This window comes from Nocardioides renjunii, assembly GCF_034661175.1.
Classification (GTDB): domain Bacteria; phylum Actinomycetota; class Actinomycetes; order Propionibacteriales; family Nocardioidaceae; genus Nocardioides; species Nocardioides renjunii.
Genome location: NZ_CP141058.1, coordinates 747991 through 766010 on the forward strand (window position 1 = coordinate 747991; position 18020 = coordinate 766010).

Consider the following 18020-nt stretch of genomic DNA (forward strand, 5'->3'; position numbering starts at 1 on the left):
GGCGAGGCGCTCGTGGCGTGCGCCGCGTGGGCGCTCGGGGAGTCCGGGGTCGACCTCGTCGACGCCTCGGTCACCTGGCCGGAGCTCACGGAGGCCGGTCTCGACCTCGTGCTGCACGACTCGCTCTGCCCGATGACGCCGCCGGGCTTCATCGCCGACTGCCTGGAGCAGGCCCGGGAGACCGGGCGGCCGGTGGTCGGCACCCGACCGGTCACCGACACCGTCAAGGCGGTGGCGGACGGCGTGGTGGGCGAGACCCTCGACCGCGAGGAGCTGCTCGCCGTCGCCTCACCGCTCGTCATCCCCGCGGTCGTCCTGGCGGCGCTGGCCCGCCGGCCCGCGTCCGACCTCGCGCAGGCGGTCGCCGACCTCGCCGCCGACGGTCACCGCGTCGAGACGCGGCAGGCCCCGCCGCAGGGGCGTCGGGTGGCCTCGCTCGAGGACGTCCGGCTCCTGGAGGCCCTCACGACCGCCCAGGGCCGCGACCGGGGCTGATCCCGGCCGCGAGCGCCACGTCCTCGGGGAACGTGACCTTGAGGTTGAGCGCGCTGCTCGGGACCGCGGCGACGTCGAGCCCGCGGTAGGCCGCGACGCACCCCGCGGTGTCGGTCGCCTCGAACCCGTCGGCCTCCGCAGCGGCGTACGCCGCCAGCACCTCGCCGGCCCGGAAGGCCTGCGGCGTCTGCACGGCGCCCACGGCCCCGTCGACCACGGAGAGGTCGGCGTGCAGCAGGGCGCGCACCGGAGCCACCGGGATGGCGCCACCCACCTCGCGCGCGGCGTCCAGCACCCGCTCCCACAGCACCACGCCCGCCAGGGGCCGGGCACCGTCGTGGATCGCGACGACGTCGACCTCGCCCGACTCGATGTCCGGGGCCAGCACCCGCAGGGCGGCCCACTCCGAGGCGTGGCGGGTGGCGCCGCCGTCGACCAGCACCACCTCGCGCTCTCCGAGGTGCGGCGCGACCGCGTCGGCCACCGCCGCGCGGTCCTCGGGACGCACCACGAGCACGAGCCGGCGTACGTCCGGCAGCGCCAGCGCGTCGCGCACCGACCACACGAGGACGGGGACGTCGAGCAGGGGGAGGAGCACCTTGTTGACCTCGGCGCCCACCCGGCTGCCGGAGCCCGCGGCGAGGATGACGACCGCGGTCGACATCAGCCGGTGACCAGGGCCGTGGCGATCGCGGCGACTCCCTCGCCGCGTCCGGTGAGGCCGAGGCCGTCGGTGGTGGTCGCCGAGACGGTGACGGGGGCGCCGACGGCGGCGGACAGCGTGGCGGCGGCCTCCTCGCGGCGAGGGCCGAGCCGCGGCACGTTGCCGATCACCTGCACGGCGACGTTGCCGATCTCCCAGCCCGCCGCCCGCACGCGGCGAGCGGTCTCGGCCAGCAGGGTCGCACCCGACGCCCCGGCCCACTCGGGCTCCGAGGTGCCGAAGTTGCTGCCGAGGTCGCCGATCCCGGCGGCGGAGAACAGCGCGTCGCAGGCCGCGTGGGCCGCGACGTCCGCGTCGGAGTGGCCCTCGAGCCCGGCCGGCTCGTCGGGCCAGGCGAGGCCCGCGAGGTGCATCGGGACGCCGGGGACCAGCCGGTGCACGTCGGTGCCGATGCCGATCCGCGCGCCGGCGAGGGGGGTGGTCACGTCGGCATCATGCCCGACGCCCCGTCACAATGGTCGGGTGACCACTCGCCGACCGCCCTGGGTGCTGGCCGGAGTCCTCGCCGGGCTCGCCGGGCTGGCGACCAGCTACGCGACCGCGATGGTGCTCACCATCCGCGAGTCCCCGGTGGTGGCCGTGGCCGAGCAGGTCATCCGGCTCGCCCCCGACGCGGTGACCGAGGGCGCCATCTCCCTCCTCGGCACGCTCGACAAGCCCGCGCTGGTCATCGGGATCCTCCTCCTGCTCCTCGCCTGCTTCGCCGGCGCCGGCGCCCTGGCCCGTCGGGGCTGGTGGCAGCCGGTGCTGGTGTGGGTCGCGCTCGGCGCGGTCGGTCTGGTCGCCGTCATGGGGCAGCGCGGCTCCGCCCCCATCGACGCGGCCCCGGTCGTGGTCGGGCTGCTCACCTGGGTCACGGTCCACTCCGCCCTCACCGACGCACTGCTGCGGGCGCGGCGCCGACCGGAGCTCGAGTCGCGCGAGCGCCGCGTATTCCTCATGGTGGCGGGCGCGATCTCGGTCGCCTCGCTCGGCATCGCCGTCGCCGGCCGCTTCGTCGGCGCCGGCCGTCGCCACGTGGAGGTGAGCCGCCGCCTGCTCCGCATCCCCGGCGTCACCCGGCGGCAGGCGCCGCCGGCGACCTCCCTCGGGCTGCCCGGCGTCGCGCCGTGGCAGACGCCCAACGAGGACTTCTACCGGATCGACACCACCATCGCGCTGCCCGCCATCGAGCCCGAGGACTGGTCGCTGCGCATCCACGGCATGGTCGAGCGGGAGCTGACCCTGACCTACTCCGAGCTGGTCGCGCGCACCGTCACGGAGTCCTGGATCACGCTCAACTGCGTGAGCAACGAGGTGGGCGGCGACCTGGTCGGCAACGCGCGCTGGAGCGGCGTACGCATCGCGGACCTGCTCGCCGACCTCGGCGTCTCCGCCGACGCCGACTGCGTCCTGCAGACCTCGCACGACGGCTGGACGTGCGCGACCCCGCTGGAGGCGCTCACCGACGAGCGCGACGCCATGCTCGCCGTGGCGATGAACGGCCGGCCGCTGCCGATCGAGCACGGCTTCCCGGTCCGCACGATCGTCCCGGGGCTCTACGGCTACGTCTCGGCCACGAAGTGGGTGGTCGACCTCGAGGTCAGCACCTTCGCCGACTCGGTCGGCTACTGGACGACCCGCGGCTGGTCCGCCGAGGGACCGGTCAAGATCGCCTCCCGCATCGACGTCCCCCGCTCCGGTGACGAGGTCCCGGCCGGTGAGGTCACCTTCGGCGGCGTCGCCTGGCACCAGCAGACGGGGATCGCGGCGGTCGAGGTCCAGGTCGACGGCGGCGCGTGGGGCCGCGCCGAGCTCGGTCAGGTGCCCTCGGTCGACACCTGGGTCCAGTGGGCCCTCACGGTCGACGTGCCCGAGGGGGACCACGAGGTCCGGGTGCGCGCCGTCGGCAAGGACGGCGCCACGCAGACGAGCGTGCTGCGCTCGCCCGACCCGGACGGCTCGACCGGGCTGCACACCATCGAGATCAGCGCGTCGGCGTGAGGCCCGCGGGGCCGCTCAGCCGTTGCGGATGACGTACGCCGTCCCGCCGGAGGCGGCGATCCAGATCCGCTCGAGCTGCGCGCGGTCGTAGACGCGCCGCACCTCGCCGTTGGTGGCCCCGGCCGGGTCGTTGACGACGACGTCGCCGTCGGCCTCGAAGCCGACGATGACGAGCAGGTGGCCGTTGCTCGAGGAGATCGGCGCTCCGGTGAGCTGGTTGCGGCCGAAGGCGACGGACACGACGAGCGGCACCCCCGCGGCGATGTGGTCCTCGGCCTCGCGCAGGTCGCGCATCCGCGTGACGTAGGAGTCGCCGCCGACGAGGGTGGCGGCGTAGGCGGTGTTGAAGGCCCAGTTGCCCGTGCCGTCGTAGCCGTGGTCGTAGACCATCTTCGCCGTGTGGTCGACCACCGGGTCGGCGTGCCCGGCAACGCCGGTCGGGGTGGGGAAGATGCCGTAGTGGGCGAGGACCATGGCGGTCGAGGCCGCGGAGCACCAGGCCTCGCCGCCACCGCCCCACTGCGGGTAGTGCCCGCTGTGCACCATCTGGGAGTACGTCGGCACGTCGAGGACGGTGCCGACGCCCGGCCCGGGGGTCGAGGTCGGGCGCGGAGCCGAGGCGTCGGCCGAGGCGACGGCTCCCACGCGCTCCAGGCTGACGGCCAGGCTCGAGCCCTTCGGTCGCATCAGCGTCACCCGGACCTGCCACGCGCTGACCGTGCTGGTGGCGTACCAGGTGTCGACGCTGACCCGGCCGAGGTCGTCGGCCTGGCCCGAGTAGGTGGTGCGCGGCACGGGGCGGTTGGTCCGGGCCCAGTCGGCGAGGGTGTCCCAGCTGCCGGCGCGGCCGTCGGCGCCGCGTCCGCGGACCTCGATGCGCACCAGGCTGCGACCGGGGGTCGTCGCCTCCCAGCTCGGGACCAGGGCCGTCGCGTCGAAGCCGGGCGCGGCCCACGGCGAGGTCCAGGTGCCCGCCTCGTAGGCCTTGCCGGCCACCGTCCGGGGAGCGGGGGCGAGCAGGGAGACCTGTCCGCGCCCGAGCTTGAGGCCCGCCCGCCTGCCGGCCTTGAGGTCGGCGTAGCTGCTCCAGGAGGTCAGCTGGACCTGCGGGACCGCCCGGCGGCCGGGGTCGGCGGTCGCGGCGCCCACGGGAGGCGCGAGCAGGCCGCCCAGCAGGAGGGGGGCGAGGACCAGGGCGGCGCGGCGTCGGAGCACCGCCCGACGATAACCCGACTCGTCCCACCGGTCACAGGAGTCACAGGATTCGCCGAAGGGGTGGATCCTCCCGCGCGCCCTAGACTTGGCGGGTGACCCTGAGGCTCCACGACACCGCCACGCGCGAGACGCGCGACTTCGCACCCCTCGTCCCGGGCAGGGCCGGGATCTACGTGTGCGGCCTCACCGTGCAGTCCGAGCCGCACGTCGGCCACGTGCGCTCGGCGGTCAACTTCGACGTGCTGCGGCGCTGGCTGGCCGCGAGCGGCTACGAGGTCGACTTCATCCGCAACGTCACCGACATCGACGACAAGATCCTGGCCAGGTCCGAGCAGCAGGGCGTGCACTGGTACGCCCTCGCGTCCGCGATGAAGCGCGAGCTCGACACCGCCCTCGCCGCCATCAACGTGCTCCCGCCGACCTACGAGCCCGGCGCCACCGGTCACGTGCCGGAGATCGTCGAGCTGATCGAGGAGCTCGTCGCGCGGGGCCACGCCTACGCCGCCGAGGACGGCAGCGGCGACGTCTACTTCGACGTCCGCAGCTGGCCCACCTACGGCGAGCTCACCCGCCAGCGGCTCGAGGACATGGAGCCGGCCGGCGACGCCGACCCCCGCGGCAAGCGCGACCCGCGTGACTTCGCCCTGTGGAAGGGCTGGAAGACCGGGTCGGAGCCGCAGACGGCGTCCTGGCCCTCGCCGTGGGGCCGCGGTCGGCCCGGGTGGCACATCGAGTGCTCCGCCATGGCCGGCAAGTACCTCGGCCCCGCCTTCGACATCCACGGCGGCGGCGTCGACCTGCGCTTCCCGCACCACGAGAACGAGCAGGCGCAGTCCCGCGCCGCGGGCCGCGAGTTCGCGTCCTACTGGCTGCACAACGCCTGGATCACCACCGCCGGCGAGAAGATGAGCAAGTCGCTCGGCAACTCCCTGCTCATCCCGTCCGTGCTCGAGCGGGTGCGGGGCATCGAGCTGCGCTACTACATGGTCGCGGCGCACTACCGCTCCCACGTCGAGTTCTCCTTCGAGGCGCTCGACGAGGCTGCCAAGGGGTTCCGCCGCATCGAGGACTTCCTCGACCGTGCGGCGCCCGTGGTCGGCAGCTGGTTCGCGGCGCTGCCGGACGCGTTCGTCGAGGCGATGGACGACGACCTGGGCACGCCCGCCGCGGTCGCGGTGATCCACGAGTCCGTCCGCGAGGGCAACCGGCTCCTGGCCGACGGGCCCTCCGAGGCGCTGTCGCTGCGCTTCGGCGAGGTGCTGGCGATGCTCGACGTGCTGGGGCTCAACCCGGCCGACGCGGCCTGGGCGACCGGCGGCTCCGACGACCGGCTGACCGAGGTCGTCGACGCGCTCGTGCGGGGACTGCTCGCCGAGCGGGCGGCGGCGCGCGAAGCCAAGGACTGGGCGCGCGCCGACGCCATCCGAGACCAGATCAAGGCGGCCGGCGTCGAGGTGGAGGACACCCCGACCGGCCCGAAGTGGAGCGTGTGACGTGCCAGGCAACTCGAAGCGCAAGGGCGCCATCAAGAAGACCGGCAAGGGAAACCCCACCGCCGGCTCCGGCGGCCGTGTCCGGCGCGGGCTCGAGGGCAAGGGCCCCACGCCCAAGGCCAAGGACCGGCCCTACCACCAGGCGCACAAGGCCGCCAAGCGTGCCGAGCGCGACAAGACGACCCGGCCCAAGCGGCGTACGACGTCCGACGCCGAGTGGGCGGCCGGCCGCAACTCGGTGGTGGAGCTCCTCCAGGGCGGCGTCCCGGTCGCCGCGCTCTACGTCGCCGAGGGTGCCGAGCGGGACAACCGGCTGCGCGAGGCGTTCAAGCTCGCCGCCGAGCAGGGCGTCCGGCTGCTCGAGGTCACCCGCAACGAGATGGACCGGATGACCAACGGCGCCGTGCACCAGGGCCTCGCCGCCCGGCTGCCGGCCTACGAGTACGCCCACGCCGACGACCTGCTCGACCGGGCCGACGAGCTCAAGGAGCCGGCCCTCGTCGTGGCGCTCGACCAGGTCACCGACCCCCGCAACCTCGGCGCCGTCATCCGGTCCGCCGCGGGCTTCGGCGCACACGGGGTGCTGATCCCCGAGCGCCGCGCGGCGGGCATGACCGCGTCGGCGTGGAAGACCAGCGCCGGCGCCGCGGCCCGGCTGCCGGTCGCCCAGACCGTCAACCTGACCCGCCAGCTCAAGGCCTACCAGGAAGCCGGCTGCATGGTCGTCGGCCTGGCTGCCGACGGCGACCTCTCGCTGCCCGAGCTCGTCGCGCCGGGCGGCCTCGCCGAGGGCCCGCTCGTCGTGGTCGTCGGCTCGGAGGGCAAGGGCCTCAGCCGGCTGGTCGCCGAGACGTGCGACCAGATCGTCTCCATCCCGATGGCCGCCCAGCTCGAGTCCCTCAACGCCGGCGTCGCCGCCTCGGTCGCCCTCTACGCCATCTCCCAGGCCCGCCTGGCATGACGTCAGCCGGATGAGCCTGCCCCGCCGCGTGCTGGTCGGGGTGCTGCTGGCGTGCCTGGCCGTCGCCCTCGGCGTCACCGTGGCGGTCTCGCTGTTCCTCACCAGCAGCCGGACCGTGGTGCTCGTCGGCCACGACACCGTCGTACGCCCGACGCTGGCCGACGACGCGGTGGTGCAGACGGGCCCGCTGCTGCCGGACCTCCGGATCCGCGACGTCGGTCCGGTCGGGGTGACCTTGGCGCTCGGCAAGACCGAGGTCGGCTCGGTGGAGGAGCTCGTCGAGCGCTACGCCCTCATCGCGGGCGATCCCACGGCGCCCGTCGAGAAGGTGCAGGGCGTCGTGGTCGACATGGCGGTCTCCGCCGCGCTCCGGGGTCTCGCCGTGGGGCTGGTCCCGGTCGCGGTCTACCTGCTGCTCGGGCGGCACCGGCGCGGCGAGCTGTTCCGCGGCATCCGGTCGCGCCAGGGCGTCGTCGCGCTCGTGCTCCTGCTCGTCCTGCCGGTGCTGGTGTGGCAGCCGTGGGAGGTGGACGAGGAGACCCAGGAGGAGCAGGGCGCCTGGCAGACCCTGGCCGAGCTCGCCGGCCCCGACGTGGTCCTCCCCGAGGAGGTGCGCGACGTCGAGGTGCGGGTCGGTCCGGTCACCACGCAGAGCAAGCGGCTCGTGCTGAGCGCGATCGACACCTACGACCGCAGCAAGGAGTTCTACTCCGCCGCCGCAGAGGGGGCGGCCGACCTCGACGTGCGTGAGCCCGAGGAGGGGGAGACGGTGGCCCTCGTCGTCAGCGACCGGCACGACAACATCGGCATGGACCGCGTCGCGCGCGCCATCGGCGAGGCCGCCGGGGCGAGCGTCGTGCTCGACGCGGGTGACGACACCTCCACCGGCCAGCCGTGGGAGGCGTTCAGTCTCGACTCGCTCTCGGCCACGTTCGACGACTGGGACCGCTACGCCGTCGCCGGCAACCACGACAACGGCCCCTTCGTCAGCACCTACCTCGCCGACCAGGGCTGGACGATGCTCGACGGCGAGGTCGTCGACGCCCCGTGGGGCGCCAGCCTCCTCGGGGTCGACGACCCCCGCAGCAGCGGGCTGGGCAGCTGGCGCGACGAGACCGGGCTCAGCTTCGACGAGGTCGGCGAGCGCCTCGCCGACGCGGCCTGCTCCACGGCCGAGGACGGCGAGCGCGTGAGCACCGTGCTCGTCCACGACGCCAACCTGGGGCGCGAGGCCCTCCGCCGCGGCTGCGTCGACCTCGTGCTCGGCGGGCACACCCACGTGCAGGCGGGCCCGGACGCCGTCGAGGGCGAGGACGGCGCCACCGGCTGGACCTGGACCAACGGCACGACCGGCGGGGCGGCGTACGCCATCGCCATCGGCAGCAAGCCGCGGCGCGACGCCGACGTCAGCCTCGTGACGTACGCCGACGGGCGGCCGACCGGGCTGCAGTGGGTGCGCCTGCGCACCGACGGGTCGTGGCTGGTCGGCGACTGGAGCCCGGTCACTCCTCTCCCGTGATGACCTCGTCGGGCTTCGCGGTGAGGTAGCGGTCGATGTAGTCGCGGGCCGTCTCGTGGATGCCGACCTCGTGACCGGCCTGCTCGGACAGGTACCACCGGTGCTCGAGGATCTCGTGGAAGACCTCGGCCGGCTCCAGCTTGCCGGTCGCGTCCGGGGGGATCATCGCCATGATCGGCTCGAAGATCTCGTGCATCCACCGGCTGGCCACCAGGTGCCGGTCCTCGCGGCCGAGGTCGTGGTGCGCGGTGAAGGAGGCGAGGTCGTTGAGCAGCCGCCGGGCCTGGTTGTCCTCGACCGTCATGCCGGTGAGCGCCTGGATCTCGCGGGTGTGGTGGCCGAGGTCGACGACCTTCGGCTGGATCCGGATGGTCTCGCCGCCGAGGTCGGTGACGATGTCGAGCTCGTCGATGTCGAAGCCGAGGTCGTTGAGCCGCTCGACGCGGCGCTCGATGCGCCACATCTCCTCGGCGCGGAACTCCTCGAGGTCGGTCAGCTCGCTCCAGAGCGCCTCGTAGCGCTCGCGCAGGTGGCTGATGATGGCGAAGCCGTCGATCGGGCGCTGGACCGCGCCGCTCGCGCTGAGGTCCATCAGCTCGGCGAAGATGTTCTCGCAGCCCACCGTGATGTCGTACTCCCGCATCCGGTCGCTCACCGCGTCGTGCAGCTCGCCGGTCTCGGCGTCGACGAGGTAGGCGGCGAACTCGCCGGCGTTGCGGCGGAAGAGCACGTTGGACAGCGAGACGTCGCCCCAGTAGAAGCCGGCGAGGTGCAGGCGCACCAGCAGCACGACGATCGCGTCGATGAGGGTCGGCACGTGCTCGGCGGTCATCCCGCGGCTGAACAGGCTGCGGTAGGGCAGCGAGAACTGCAGGTGGCGGGTGATCAGCGCGGCGGGCAGCTCGTCGCCGTCGCGGCCCTCGCGTCCGGTGACGACGCCCTGCGGCGTGACCGCCGGGAGCCCGAGCCGCTGCAGGTCGCGCAGCATGCGGTACTCGCGGAAGGCGATGTCGTCGTTGGTCTCCTTGACCGCGTAGACGCGCTCGCCGAGGCGCACGATGCGGACCACGTGGCGCGAGAGTCCCCGCGGGAGCGGGACCACGACGTCGTCGGGCCACTCCTCCAGGCAGGTGTCCCAGGGCAGCCCGAGGATCGCCGGGTCGGGCCGGCTGGCGACGATCCGCATGGCCATGGGGCGACGCTACTCCTCGTCGAGGACCCAGACGTCGAACCGCGGGCCGTCGGTCGCGGGGACCTCGATGCCGGAGCCTGTGCTCGTTCCGTCGGCGGCCGCGAGGTCGCTGCCGCCAGGCTCCGAGCCGAAGACGTGGCGGCCCGCTCCGAGCGGGAGGGTGAAGCCGCCGCCGGCGGCCCGGCGCGCGACGACGAGGACGGACTCGTCCGGGTGCTCGCGCACGTAGGCGATGGTGTCGGCCTCCACGTGCGCCCACCGCAGGCCACCGCGCCGCAGGGCCGGGTGCTCTCGCCGCAGCGTGGCCAGGTCGGCGTACGTCCCCAGGGTGCGGGTGTCCCACTCGCCGCGGCGGTGCCACGGCATGGTGCGCCGGGCGTCCTCGCCGTTGACGCCCTCGAGGCCGATCTCGTCGCCAGCGAAGATCATCGGCACGCCCGGCATCGTGAACTGCAGGCCGGCCGCCACGCGGTGCACCGCGCAGTCGCCGCCCACCACGGTGCGGATCCGGGCGGAGTCGTGCGAGCCGAGGATGTTCCAGCTCGACGAGGTGGCGCGCCAGCCGAGGGTGCCCTGCCAGGAGCGGAAGGTGTCGACGACCGCGCCGCCGTCGCGCCGGGGCACCGGCAGCGGCCGGCCGAACGCGCGAGCGGGGGAGGCCGGGTCGCGCAGCCACGACCACACCGGCCACGAGAAGCCGGAGTAGTTCATCGTGCCGTGCCAGCCGTCCCCGTCGACGTCGCCGGTGGCGTCGTGGTTGTGCTCGCCGATGACCCACGGGTCGTCGCGCAGCTCGGCGGCGGTCGCGCGCACGGCCCGGGCGACCTCGTGGGCGACGTCGATGTCGCCCAGCCGGCCGGTCATGTTGGCCACGTCGATGCGCCAGCCGTCGACGTCGTACGGCGGGCGCAGCCACCGCCCGACCACCGAGTGCGGCCCCTCGACCATCGCGTGCCGGACGTCGAGGTTGGCGTGGTTGATCTTGGGCAGCGTGCCGTGGCCCATCCAGCAGGCGTAGGTGCCGTCCTCGTCGAAGTAGTAGAAGGACCGGTGCGGGTCCTCCGGGTCGTCCGCGGCGGCCAGGAACCACTCGTGGGTGTCGCCGGTGTGGTTGGTGGTGAGGTCGCCCAGGATGCGCCAGCCCCGCTCGTGCACCGCGGTGCTGAGCCGGGCGTACGCCTCGTCCCCGCCGAGGAGCGGGTCGACCTGCGTGAACGTGGTCGCGTTGTAGCGGTGGTTGCTCTCGCCCGGGAAGACGGGCGTCGTGTAGACGACGTCGGCGCCCACGGCCGCCACGTGGTCGAGATGCTCGGTGATGCCGTCCAGGTCGCCGCCGAACAGCTGCATCGGCGTGCGGGGGTCGCTGCCCTCGAAGACCACCTCGTCGTCCCACTCGGCGGGGAGCGCCCAGTCCGGGGCCTCGCGCTCGTCGGCCGCCGCGGAGCGGGCGAAGCGGTCGGGGAAGACCTGGTAGACGACGCCGTCGCGACCCCAGTCGGGGGCCGGCGGGAAGGCGGCGACCCGGAAGTCGGTCGCGTCCGGGACGTCGTGGCCGACGATCCCCGAGCCGGTGAGCCACTCCTGCTCGCCCTCCGCCGCGCCCTCGCCGTCCGGCGCCGGGCGCACCAGGAGGAAGCGGTAGTGGGTGACCGGGTTGTGCACCGGCAGCTGCGCCTCCCACCACACCACGTCGCCCGCCGCCGTCGCGGTCGTGGGGTGGAAGACCGGCTCGGCGTCGTACGTCGTGCGCAGCCAGATCTCCTCGACCGGGTCCTGGACGGTGGTCCGCACGCGGACGGTGACGGTCTGCCCCAGCGTGGGCGCCTCATGCGAGACGTGCAGCGGGGAGCCGTCGTGGTGGGGGAGGTGGAGGAGGCTCACGGGCGTGATTGTTCCTCACCTAGGATGGCCGCCGCGCCCGCGGGCGCACGCCGGTGTAGCTCAGTTGGTAGAGCGCATTACTTGTAATAATGATGTCGCGGGTTCGATTCCTGTCACCGGCTCCATCTCGTGATGACTCGTGATGAACCGTCAGCGGACCTGCTCGACCTCGAACTCGCAGGCCGGGGACGCGATCGCGTCCTGCGCGGCGATCAGCCGCAGCTCGCGCTCCCCGGAGTCGAGGGTCTCCTTGAGCACCGCGAAGACCGAGGAGGCGGTGCGGGCGAGGGCGTCCGCGGCCGAGCCGGTCGTCCTGAGGTGCGCGGTGAAGAGCGCGGCGGTGATGTCGCCGGAGCCGTTGGCCTTCATGGGCAGCCGCGGCGTCGTGACCAGCCAGGCGCCGTCCCCGGTCACGGCGAGCATCTCGATGACGTCCTCGGCCGCGCCAGCGCGGTCCACGGAGGTGACCAGCACCGTCGAGGGCCCGAGGCCGCGCACCTCGTCGACCGCGGACAGGACGTCGTCGAGCGTCGACGGGCCGCTGAGCGCGTCGCGATCGGTGATGAAGCCGAGCTCGAACTGGTTGGGCGTCAGCACGTCGGCGACGGGGATGATCGTCGAGCGGTACTTCGGCGGGATGGCCGGGTTGACGAAGCACCCCGAGGTCGCGTTGCCCATCACCGGGTCGCAGGTGTACGTTGCCGCGGGGTTGGCCGCCTTGACCTGGGCCACCGCGTCGACGATCACGTCGGCGATCTCCGGCGAGCCCTGGTAGCCCGAGAGCACCGCGTCGCAGGATGCGAACGCACCGCGCTCGCCGATGCCGGTGATCACCGCGGCGACGTCCTCGGCCGCGATCAGCGGGCCGCGCCACGCGCCATAGCCGGTGTGGTTGGAGAAGTTCACGGTCAGGACCGGCCACACCTCGTGGCCGAGACGCTGGAGCGGGAACACGGCTGCGGAGTTACCGACGTGGCCGTAGGCGACGTGGGACTGGATGGAGAGGACGCGCACCCCCCGAGACTAGTTCAGGTCTCGATGCACGCCGTCACGACCTCGTGCCTCGGTCGTGGGCGCACTCGACCTCGCCTGACAGCGGGCCGCCTCGTGCCTCGCCGCCCCCGTCAGGCGACCTGCAGCGACCGCTTCGAGAGCCCCATCCAGTAGCCGTCGATGACCTGCGTCGCCGGCTCGTCGGCCGCGGTCGCTGCACCGAGCGTGACGAAGAGCGGCGTGTAGTGCTCGACGGTCGGGTGGGCGTAGGGCATGCCCGGCGCCTTCGCGCGGTAGTCCGACAGGGTGTCGACGTCCCCCCGCGCCAGCGCCTCCGCGGCCCACAGGTCGAAGTCCTGCGACCAGCCGGGAGCCGCGGCGTCGATGCTCCAGTCGGTGAGGAACGGCAGGCCGTGGGTCAGGAAGCCGGAGCCGACGATGAGCACGCCCTCCTCGCGGAGCGGCCGCAGCCGCTCGCCCAGCTTCATCAGCCGGTGGGGGTCGTCGGTGGGCAGCGACATCTGCAGGACCGGGATGTCGGCGTCGGGATACATGATCTTCAGCGGCACCCACGCCCCGTGGTCGAGGCCGCGGGAGACGTGCTGGTGCACCGGCTCAGTGCTCGGCATCATGGCCGCGACGCGTCGGGCCAGCGCCGTCGCGTCCGGGGTCTCGTAGGTCATCTCGTAGTACTTCGGCGCGAAGCCGCCGAAGTCGTAGACGAGGGGTGCGCCGCTCGCGGAGAGGCTGACCGGAGCGGACTCCCAGTGCGCCGAGACGATGAGGACCGCCGTGGGGCGGGGCAGGTCCTGCGCCCAGGCGGCGAGCTGCCCGGACCAGATCGGGTCGTCGAGCAGCGGCGGCGCGCCGTGGCCGATGTAGAGGGCAGGCATGGGGGTCGTCATGACAGGCTCAATAGTACGGGATTCAATTATATTCCGGAAGGCCCCAGTCGACCGGCTCCGCGCCCTGCTCCTCGAGCAGCCGGTTGACCCGGCTGAACGGCTTGGACCCGAAGAACCCGCGGCGCGCGCTCAGCGGCGACGGGTGCGCCGACTCCACCCACGGGATGTCGCCGAGGAGCGGCTTGAGCGACTGTGCGTGCCGGCCCCAGAGGATGGCCGCGCACGGACCGCCGCGCTCGGCGAGGGCGGTGATCGCCCGCTCCGTGATGGCCTCCCAGCCCTTGCCCTGGTGGCTGTTGGAGTCACCCGGGCGCACGGTCAGCGACCGGTTGAGCAGCATCACGCCCTGGTCCGCCCACGCCGACAGGTCGCCGTGGCGGGGCGGCACGATGCCGAGGTCGTCGCGCAGCTCGACGTAGATGTTGACCAGGCTGGGCGGCAGCGGCCACACGTGCCGCTCGACGGCGAAGCTCAGGCCGATCGGGTGGCTCGGGTTGGGGTAGGGGTCCTGGCCCACGACGAGGACGCGTACGTCGGCGAGCGGGCGCCGGAACGCCCGGAAGACCAGGTCGCCGGCAGGTTGGTAGCCGCGGCCGGCCGCCACCTCCTCGCGCAGGAAGCGGCCCATCGCCGCGATGCGGTCGTCCACCGGGGCCAGCGCCTCCGCCCAGTCGGCGGCGACGAGGTCCTTCTCGACGAGCCCGGCGAGCGCGCTCACGAGCGGCGCACCGGTCGCTGGAGCCGGTCGAGGAAGGCGACGAGCAAGGCCTCTCGCATGGGCGGCGAGGCGACGTCGAGCATCGCGTTGACCGCGGCCATCCTCGTCGGCAGCTCGAGCCCGCCGTCGGCCGCCGTGCCGACCAGGCCGGATGCCGCCAGCAGGCCGTCGAAGTCGTCGTCGTCCAACGTCGTCGGGTCGAGCGCCTCGATGAAGGCCACCACGTCCGCGTCCACCGCGACCGGTCCGGCGGCCTGCGCCGCGGCGAGCGACTCCGTGAGCGCCGTCGCGAACTCCTCGACGTGCGCGAGCGTGCCCGCGCTCACCGAGAGGTGGATGCTCGCTCCGTCGGCGCCGTGCGACAGCTGCGGCTGGACGTACCAGCCACGGTCGACGAGCTCGTCGGTCAGGGTGAACGGGTCGCACGAGGAGTCGGTCGCCATCGCGACCAGCGTCGAGTCGGGCGGGACCACGAGGCGCAGCGCCGGCTCCCGCTCGATGCGCTCGACGATGGCGTCGACCGCGACGAGCGCCCGGTCCGCTAGCTCGAGGTAGCCGGCGTCGCCGATGTGCTCGACGACCGCCCAGGTCCCGGCGACCGGCCCTCCCGAGCGGGTGGACTGCGTCGTCGCGTTCAGCATCGTGTAGCCCGGCCAGGCCGCCGACGCGAAGAACTGCGGCCGGCGCAGGCCCGCGTCGCGGTGGAGCAGCAGGGAGGTGCCCTTGGGCGCGTAGGCGTACTTGTGGGTGTCCACCGAGATCGACGTGACGCCCTCGACGGCGAAGGTCCACGGCGGCACCGCGCGGCCGAGCCGGGCGGCGTAGGGCAGCACCCACCCGCCGATGCAGGCGTCGACGTGGCAGCGGATCCCGTGGGCGGCCGCGGCGGCCGCGACGGCGGTGACCGGGTCCACCACCCCGTGGGCGTACGACGGTGCGCTGGCGACGACCAGGACGGTGTCGTCGTCCATCGCCTCGGCCATCGCAACGGGGTCGGCGCGGAAGTCGGGACCGACCGGCACCAGCACCGCCTCGACGCCGAAGTAGTGGGCGGCCTTGTGGAACGCGGCGTGCGCGGTCGAGGGCAGCACCATCCGGGGGCGTACGACGTCGGGCCTGCTGTCGCGCGCACCCTGCACCGCCAGCAGGATCGACTCCGTGCCGCCGGAGGTGACCGTCCCGACCGCCGTGCCCGGGGCGTCGAGGAGGGCGCACGTGAACCCGACCAGCTCGTTCTCCATCTGCAGCAGCGACGGGAACGCGGTCGGGTCGAGGGCGTTGGAGGCGGCGTAGGCGGCCACGGCCTCGCGTGCGACCCGGTCGACCTCGGGCTCGCCGGAGTCGTAGACGTAGGCCAGCGTGCGCCCGCCGTGGACGGGCAGGTCGGCGCCCTGCAGGGCCCGGAGGCGCTCGAGGGGGTCAGCCGTGCCGGAGGTCATGGGGGGCTCCTTCCGCTGCCGCCACCTCGGCGGCGTCGAGGGTGTACTGCCGCAGCCACCACAGGCTCAGCAGGGTCAGCGCCGCGGGCAGCACGGAGAACCCGAGCGTGATCGCGGTCAGGGCCGAGCCGGGCTGGGTGATCTCCCGGCCCTCGCTCGAGAGGTAGCCGCCCAGCGCCAGCACGACGGCGAAGACGGCCGGTCCCAGGGCGAGGCCGAGGGTCTCGCCCGCCGTCCAGACGCCCGTGTAGACGCCCGCGCGGTTCTCGCCCGTCCGGGCCGAGTCGACCGCCGCCGCGTCGGGCAGCATCGCCATCGGGAAGACCTGGCAGCCGGCGTAGCCGACGCCGACCAGGGCGGTCGCGGCGAAGACGACCGCCGGCGGCGCGATCCGCGCGGTGACCGCGAGCACGGCCCCTGCGGCCAGCACGAGCGAGGCGATGACGTAGCCGCGTCGCTTGCCGATCCGCGTGCCGACCGCGGTCCACACGGGCGTCAGCAGCAGGGCCGGGCCGACGAAGCAGACGAACAGGACGGTGGCCGCTCCCGAGCTCGCCAGCACGTCGCCCGCGAGGTAGTCGACCCCCGCCAGCATGCAGCCGGTCGCCAGCGCCTGGAGGACGAAGGTGGTGAGCAGGACCCTGAAGTCGCGCGCCTGCCCGACGATCCGCAGCTGCTCGCGCAGCGACCCCGCTCCGGCGGCGACGGCGCCGACCGGCGCCCGGCGGGTGCCCCACCAGGCGCTCACTACCCCGACCGCGATCAGGACCGACATCACCACGCCCATCACGCGGTAGCCGTCGCGGCCGCCGATCGCGTCGCGGATCACCGGTGCCGTCGCACCGGCCAGCATGATGGTGAACGCCAGGATCGCCACCCGCCACGTCATCAGCCGCGTGCGCTCGTCGTAGGACGCGGTGATCTCCGCGGGCATCGCGACGTAGGGGACCTGGAAGAACGCGTACGCCGACGCCGCGAGCACGAAGAACACCAGCACCCAGCCCGCCTCGAGCAGCGAGCTCCCGAGGTCGGGCGCCGCGAAGATGAGCGCGAAGGCGCCCGCCAGCATCAGCCCGGCGCGGATCAGCCAGGGCCGGCGCGGTCCTGCCGGGTCGATGGTCCGGTCGCTGACCCGCCCCGCGACCGGGTTGAGGACGACGTCCCAGGCCTTGGGGAGGAAGACGATCACCCCGGCCCACAGCGCGGCGATGCCGAGCTCGTCGGTGAGGTAGGGGAGCAGCATCAGCCCGGGCACGGTGCCGAAGGCGCCGGTGGCGACCGACCCGCTGCCGTAGCCGATCCGGACGCCACGGGACAGCCGCGAGGTGTCCAGGGTGCTCGTCACCGCTGGCCCAGGGACCGGGAGCCCGCCGAGCCGTAGCGGCGCGACGGGTTGGCGCCGATCGTGCGCGGGCCGGTCGGCTCCGGGCCGGCCGACCACTGCTCCACCCACTCGTCGATCGTCGTCCACGTCGTGCCACGTGCCGCGCGTCCGGTGAGCATGCCGAGGTGGCCGCCGGGGACGATCTCGAAGCGCACCTCGCGCGATCCGCTGAGCAGCGGCACCACAGGGCGTACGGCGGGCAGCGGCGCGATGCCGTCGGTGTTGCCGGCGAACACGAGCACCGGCACCTCGATCGCGGCCAGGTCGACGGTGCGCCCGCCGATCTCCGTGCTGCCGCCCACGAGCGCGTCGCCCTCGAGGAAGCGGTGGTAGAGCTGGCCGAAGCTGCGGCCGGGGTAGGCGGTCGTGTTGGACATGAACCGGGTCACCGCCTCCACCTGCGCGAGGTAGTCCGTGTCGTCGAGGTGGGTCAGCACCGCCAGCGGCTTGGCGACCACCTGCTGCGCCGACGCCGCGGTGAAGGCCCAGCCGACCAGCGACGTCGGCACGCCGCCCAGCGCCCGGTGGGCACGGGTGACCGGGCCCCGACCCTGGGTGAGGTCGAGCAGCGGGCGCACCGGGGCGACCAGGGGCACCTTCGTGACGTCGACCGGTGATCCGACGACGGTGAGCGAGGCGATCGGGAGGTCCTGGGCGTCGGCGGCGGTGAGCAGGGCGAAGAGACCGCCGAGGCTCCACCCGACGAGGTGCACGCCGCGGCCGCCGGAGTGCTCGTGGACTGCCCGGACGGCCAGCGGGAGGACCTCGTCGACCCAGTGCTCCATGCCGACGGTCCGGTCCTCGAGGGGCACCCGCCCGTAGTCGACGAGGTAGGTCGGACGGCCCCCTCCGATCAGGTGCTCCACCAGCGAGCAGCCCCGGCGCAGGTCGTAGCACAGGGCCGGCGCGGCGAGCGGCGCCACCAGCAGGACCGGGTCGCCGGTCTGCGGGACCTCGGGGGCGGGCAGGTAGTGGTAGACCTCGCGCAGCTCCCCGTCGTCGATCAGCGTCCGCGGCATCCGGCGGAGGTCGGCCAGCCCGCCGTGGAGCACGGTGTGCGCCACGTTCCCGGCCGCCGACACCACCTGTCCGGGCGTGGGGATGAGGTCCATGCGAGA

Annotated in this window: 16 protein-coding genes and 1 tRNA gene; 6 read left to right on the forward strand and 11 right to left on the reverse strand. The window is 73.9% G+C overall.

Annotated features, from left to right (window positions below):
- Positions 1–12 precede the first annotated feature (12 nt).
- Positions 13–495, forward strand: coding sequence for a 2-C-methyl-D-erythritol 4-phosphate cytidylyltransferase (locus tag SHK17_RS03470; RefSeq protein WP_322424952.1), 483 nt, complete (start codon positions 13–15; stop codon positions 493–495).
- Here SHK17_RS03470 and SHK17_RS03475 read toward each other — a convergent pair.
- Positions 464–1159 carry an IspD/TarI family cytidylyltransferase gene (locus tag SHK17_RS03475; protein WP_322921083.1) on the reverse strand — a complete coding sequence of 232 codons (696 nt, stop codon included), beginning with the start codon at positions 1157–1159 and terminating at the stop codon, positions 464–466. The two genes, SHK17_RS03470 and SHK17_RS03475, sit on opposite strands and share 32 nt — an antisense overlap.
- A complete protein-coding gene (gene ispF / locus SHK17_RS03480) occupies positions 1159–1644 on the reverse strand; it encodes a 2-C-methyl-D-erythritol 2,4-cyclodiphosphate synthase (protein WP_172269714.1) in 486 nt (161 codons plus the stop codon). Before ispF ends, SHK17_RS03475 begins: the two co-directional genes overlap by 1 nt.
- A 37-nt stretch (positions 1645–1681) precedes the next feature.
- Between ispF and SHK17_RS03485 the strand changes: the two genes are divergently transcribed.
- A complete protein-coding gene (locus SHK17_RS03485) occupies positions 1682–3202 on the forward strand; it encodes a molybdopterin-dependent oxidoreductase (protein ID WP_322921084.1) in 1521 nt (506 codons plus the stop codon).
- Between the two features lie 15 nt (positions 3203–3217).
- On the opposite strand, the gene SHK17_RS03490 is transcribed toward SHK17_RS03485, so the two are convergent.
- The gene (locus SHK17_RS03490) at positions 3218–4417 is read right to left on the reverse strand and encodes a C39 family peptidase (RefSeq protein WP_322921085.1); all 1200 of its coding nucleotides are present in this window, start codon (positions 4415–4417) and stop codon (positions 3218–3220) included.
- A 92-nt stretch (positions 4418–4509) separates the two neighbouring features.
- On the opposite strand from SHK17_RS03490, the gene cysS reads away from it, so the two are divergent.
- From cysS to SHK17_RS03505, 3 genes are read left to right on the forward strand one after another with little or no spacing between them, the layout of a single operon-like run.
- Entirely contained in the window at positions 4510–5910 is a 1401-nt protein-coding gene (cysS, locus tag SHK17_RS03495) for a cysteine--tRNA ligase (protein ID WP_322921086.1), read from the forward strand.
- 1 nt (position 5911) lies between these two features.
- The gene (gene rlmB, locus SHK17_RS03500; RefSeq protein ID WP_172269722.1) at positions 5912–6871 is read left to right on the forward strand and encodes a 23S rRNA (guanosine(2251)-2'-O)-methyltransferase RlmB; all 960 of its coding nucleotides are present in this window, start codon (positions 5912–5914) and stop codon (positions 6869–6871) included.
- 10 nt (positions 6872–6881) lie between these two features.
- Positions 6882–8390 carry a metallophosphoesterase gene (locus SHK17_RS03505; RefSeq protein ID WP_322921087.1) on the forward strand — a complete coding sequence of 503 codons (1509 nt, stop codon included), beginning with the start codon at positions 6882–6884 and terminating at the stop codon, positions 8388–8390.
- Here SHK17_RS03505 and SHK17_RS03510 read toward each other — a convergent pair.
- Positions 8374–9582 carry a DUF4032 domain-containing protein gene (locus SHK17_RS03510; RefSeq protein ID WP_322921088.1) on the reverse strand — a complete coding sequence of 403 codons (1209 nt, stop codon included), beginning with the start codon at positions 9580–9582 and terminating at the stop codon, positions 8374–8376. The two genes, SHK17_RS03505 and SHK17_RS03510, sit on opposite strands and share 17 nt — an antisense overlap.
- Before the next feature lie 9 nt (positions 9583–9591).
- Entirely contained in the window at positions 9592–11463 is a 1872-nt protein-coding gene (locus SHK17_RS03515) for a glycoside hydrolase family 13 protein (RefSeq protein WP_322921089.1), read from the reverse strand.
- Positions 11464–11512: 49 nt separating this feature from the next.
- On the opposite strand from SHK17_RS03515, the gene SHK17_RS03520 reads away from it, so the two are divergent.
- A tRNA-Thr gene (locus SHK17_RS03520) sits at positions 11513–11588 on the forward strand.
- Between the two features lie 25 nt (positions 11589–11613).
- On the opposite strand, the gene pdxY is transcribed toward SHK17_RS03520, so the two are convergent.
- The 6 genes from pdxY to SHK17_RS03550 form a co-directional block, all read right to left on the reverse strand.
- On the reverse strand, positions 11614–12477 hold the full coding sequence (pdxY, locus tag SHK17_RS03525) for a pyridoxal kinase PdxY (RefSeq protein ID WP_172269730.1): 864 nt from the start codon (positions 12475–12477) through the stop codon (positions 11614–11616).
- 110 nt (positions 12478–12587) lie between these two features.
- Positions 12588–13361 (reverse strand): dioxygenase family protein, encoded by a 774-nt coding sequence (locus tag SHK17_RS03530; protein WP_172269732.1) that lies wholly within the window; start codon positions 13359–13361, stop codon positions 12588–12590.
- 22 nt (positions 13362–13383) lie between these two features.
- Positions 13384–14079, reverse strand: coding sequence for a uracil-DNA glycosylase (locus SHK17_RS03535; RefSeq protein WP_322921091.1), 696 nt, complete (start codon positions 14077–14079; stop codon positions 13384–13386).
- Complete coding sequence (locus SHK17_RS03540) at positions 14076–15518, reverse strand: pyridoxal phosphate-dependent decarboxylase family protein (RefSeq protein ID WP_322921093.1); 1443 nt, start codon at positions 15516–15518, stop codon at positions 14076–14078. The genes SHK17_RS03535 and SHK17_RS03540 overlap by 4 nt, the downstream gene beginning before the upstream one ends.
- On the reverse strand, positions 15499–16863 hold the full coding sequence (locus SHK17_RS03545) for an MFS transporter (protein ID WP_322921095.1): 1365 nt from the start codon (positions 16861–16863) through the stop codon (positions 15499–15501). Before SHK17_RS03545 ends, SHK17_RS03540 begins: the two co-directional genes overlap by 20 nt.
- On the reverse strand, positions 16860–18014 hold the full coding sequence (locus SHK17_RS03550) for an alpha/beta fold hydrolase (protein ID WP_322921096.1): 1155 nt from the start codon (positions 18012–18014) through the stop codon (positions 16860–16862). Before SHK17_RS03550 ends, SHK17_RS03545 begins: the two co-directional genes overlap by 4 nt.
- Positions 18015–18020 lie beyond the last annotated feature (6 nt).

Bases quoted from the DNA above. Each gene is read 5' to 3' on its own strand.
- SHK17_RS03475 (WP_322921083.1), bottom strand. From the start codon at position 1,159: ATGTCGACCGCGGTCGTCATCCTCGCCGCGGGCTCCGGCAGCCGGGTG.
- SHK17_RS03505 (WP_322921087.1), top strand. From the start codon at position 6,882: ATGAGCCTGCCCCGCCGCGTGCTGGTCGGGGTGCTGCTGGCGTGCCTG.
- SHK17_RS03510 (WP_322921088.1), bottom strand. From the start codon at position 9,582: ATGGCCATGCGGATCGTCGCCAGCCGGCCCGACCCGGCGATCCTCGGG.
- SHK17_RS03530 (WP_172269732.1), bottom strand. From the start codon at position 13,361: ATGACGACCCCCATGCCTGCCCTCTACATCGGCCACGGCGCGCCGCCG.
- SHK17_RS03540 (WP_322921093.1), bottom strand. From the start codon at position 15,518: ATGACCTCCGGCACGGCTGACCCCCTCGAGCGCCTCCGGGCCCTGCAG.
- SHK17_RS03550 (WP_322921096.1), bottom strand. From the start codon at position 18,014: ATGGACCTCATCCCCACGCCCGGACAGGTGGTGTCGGCGGCCGGGAAC.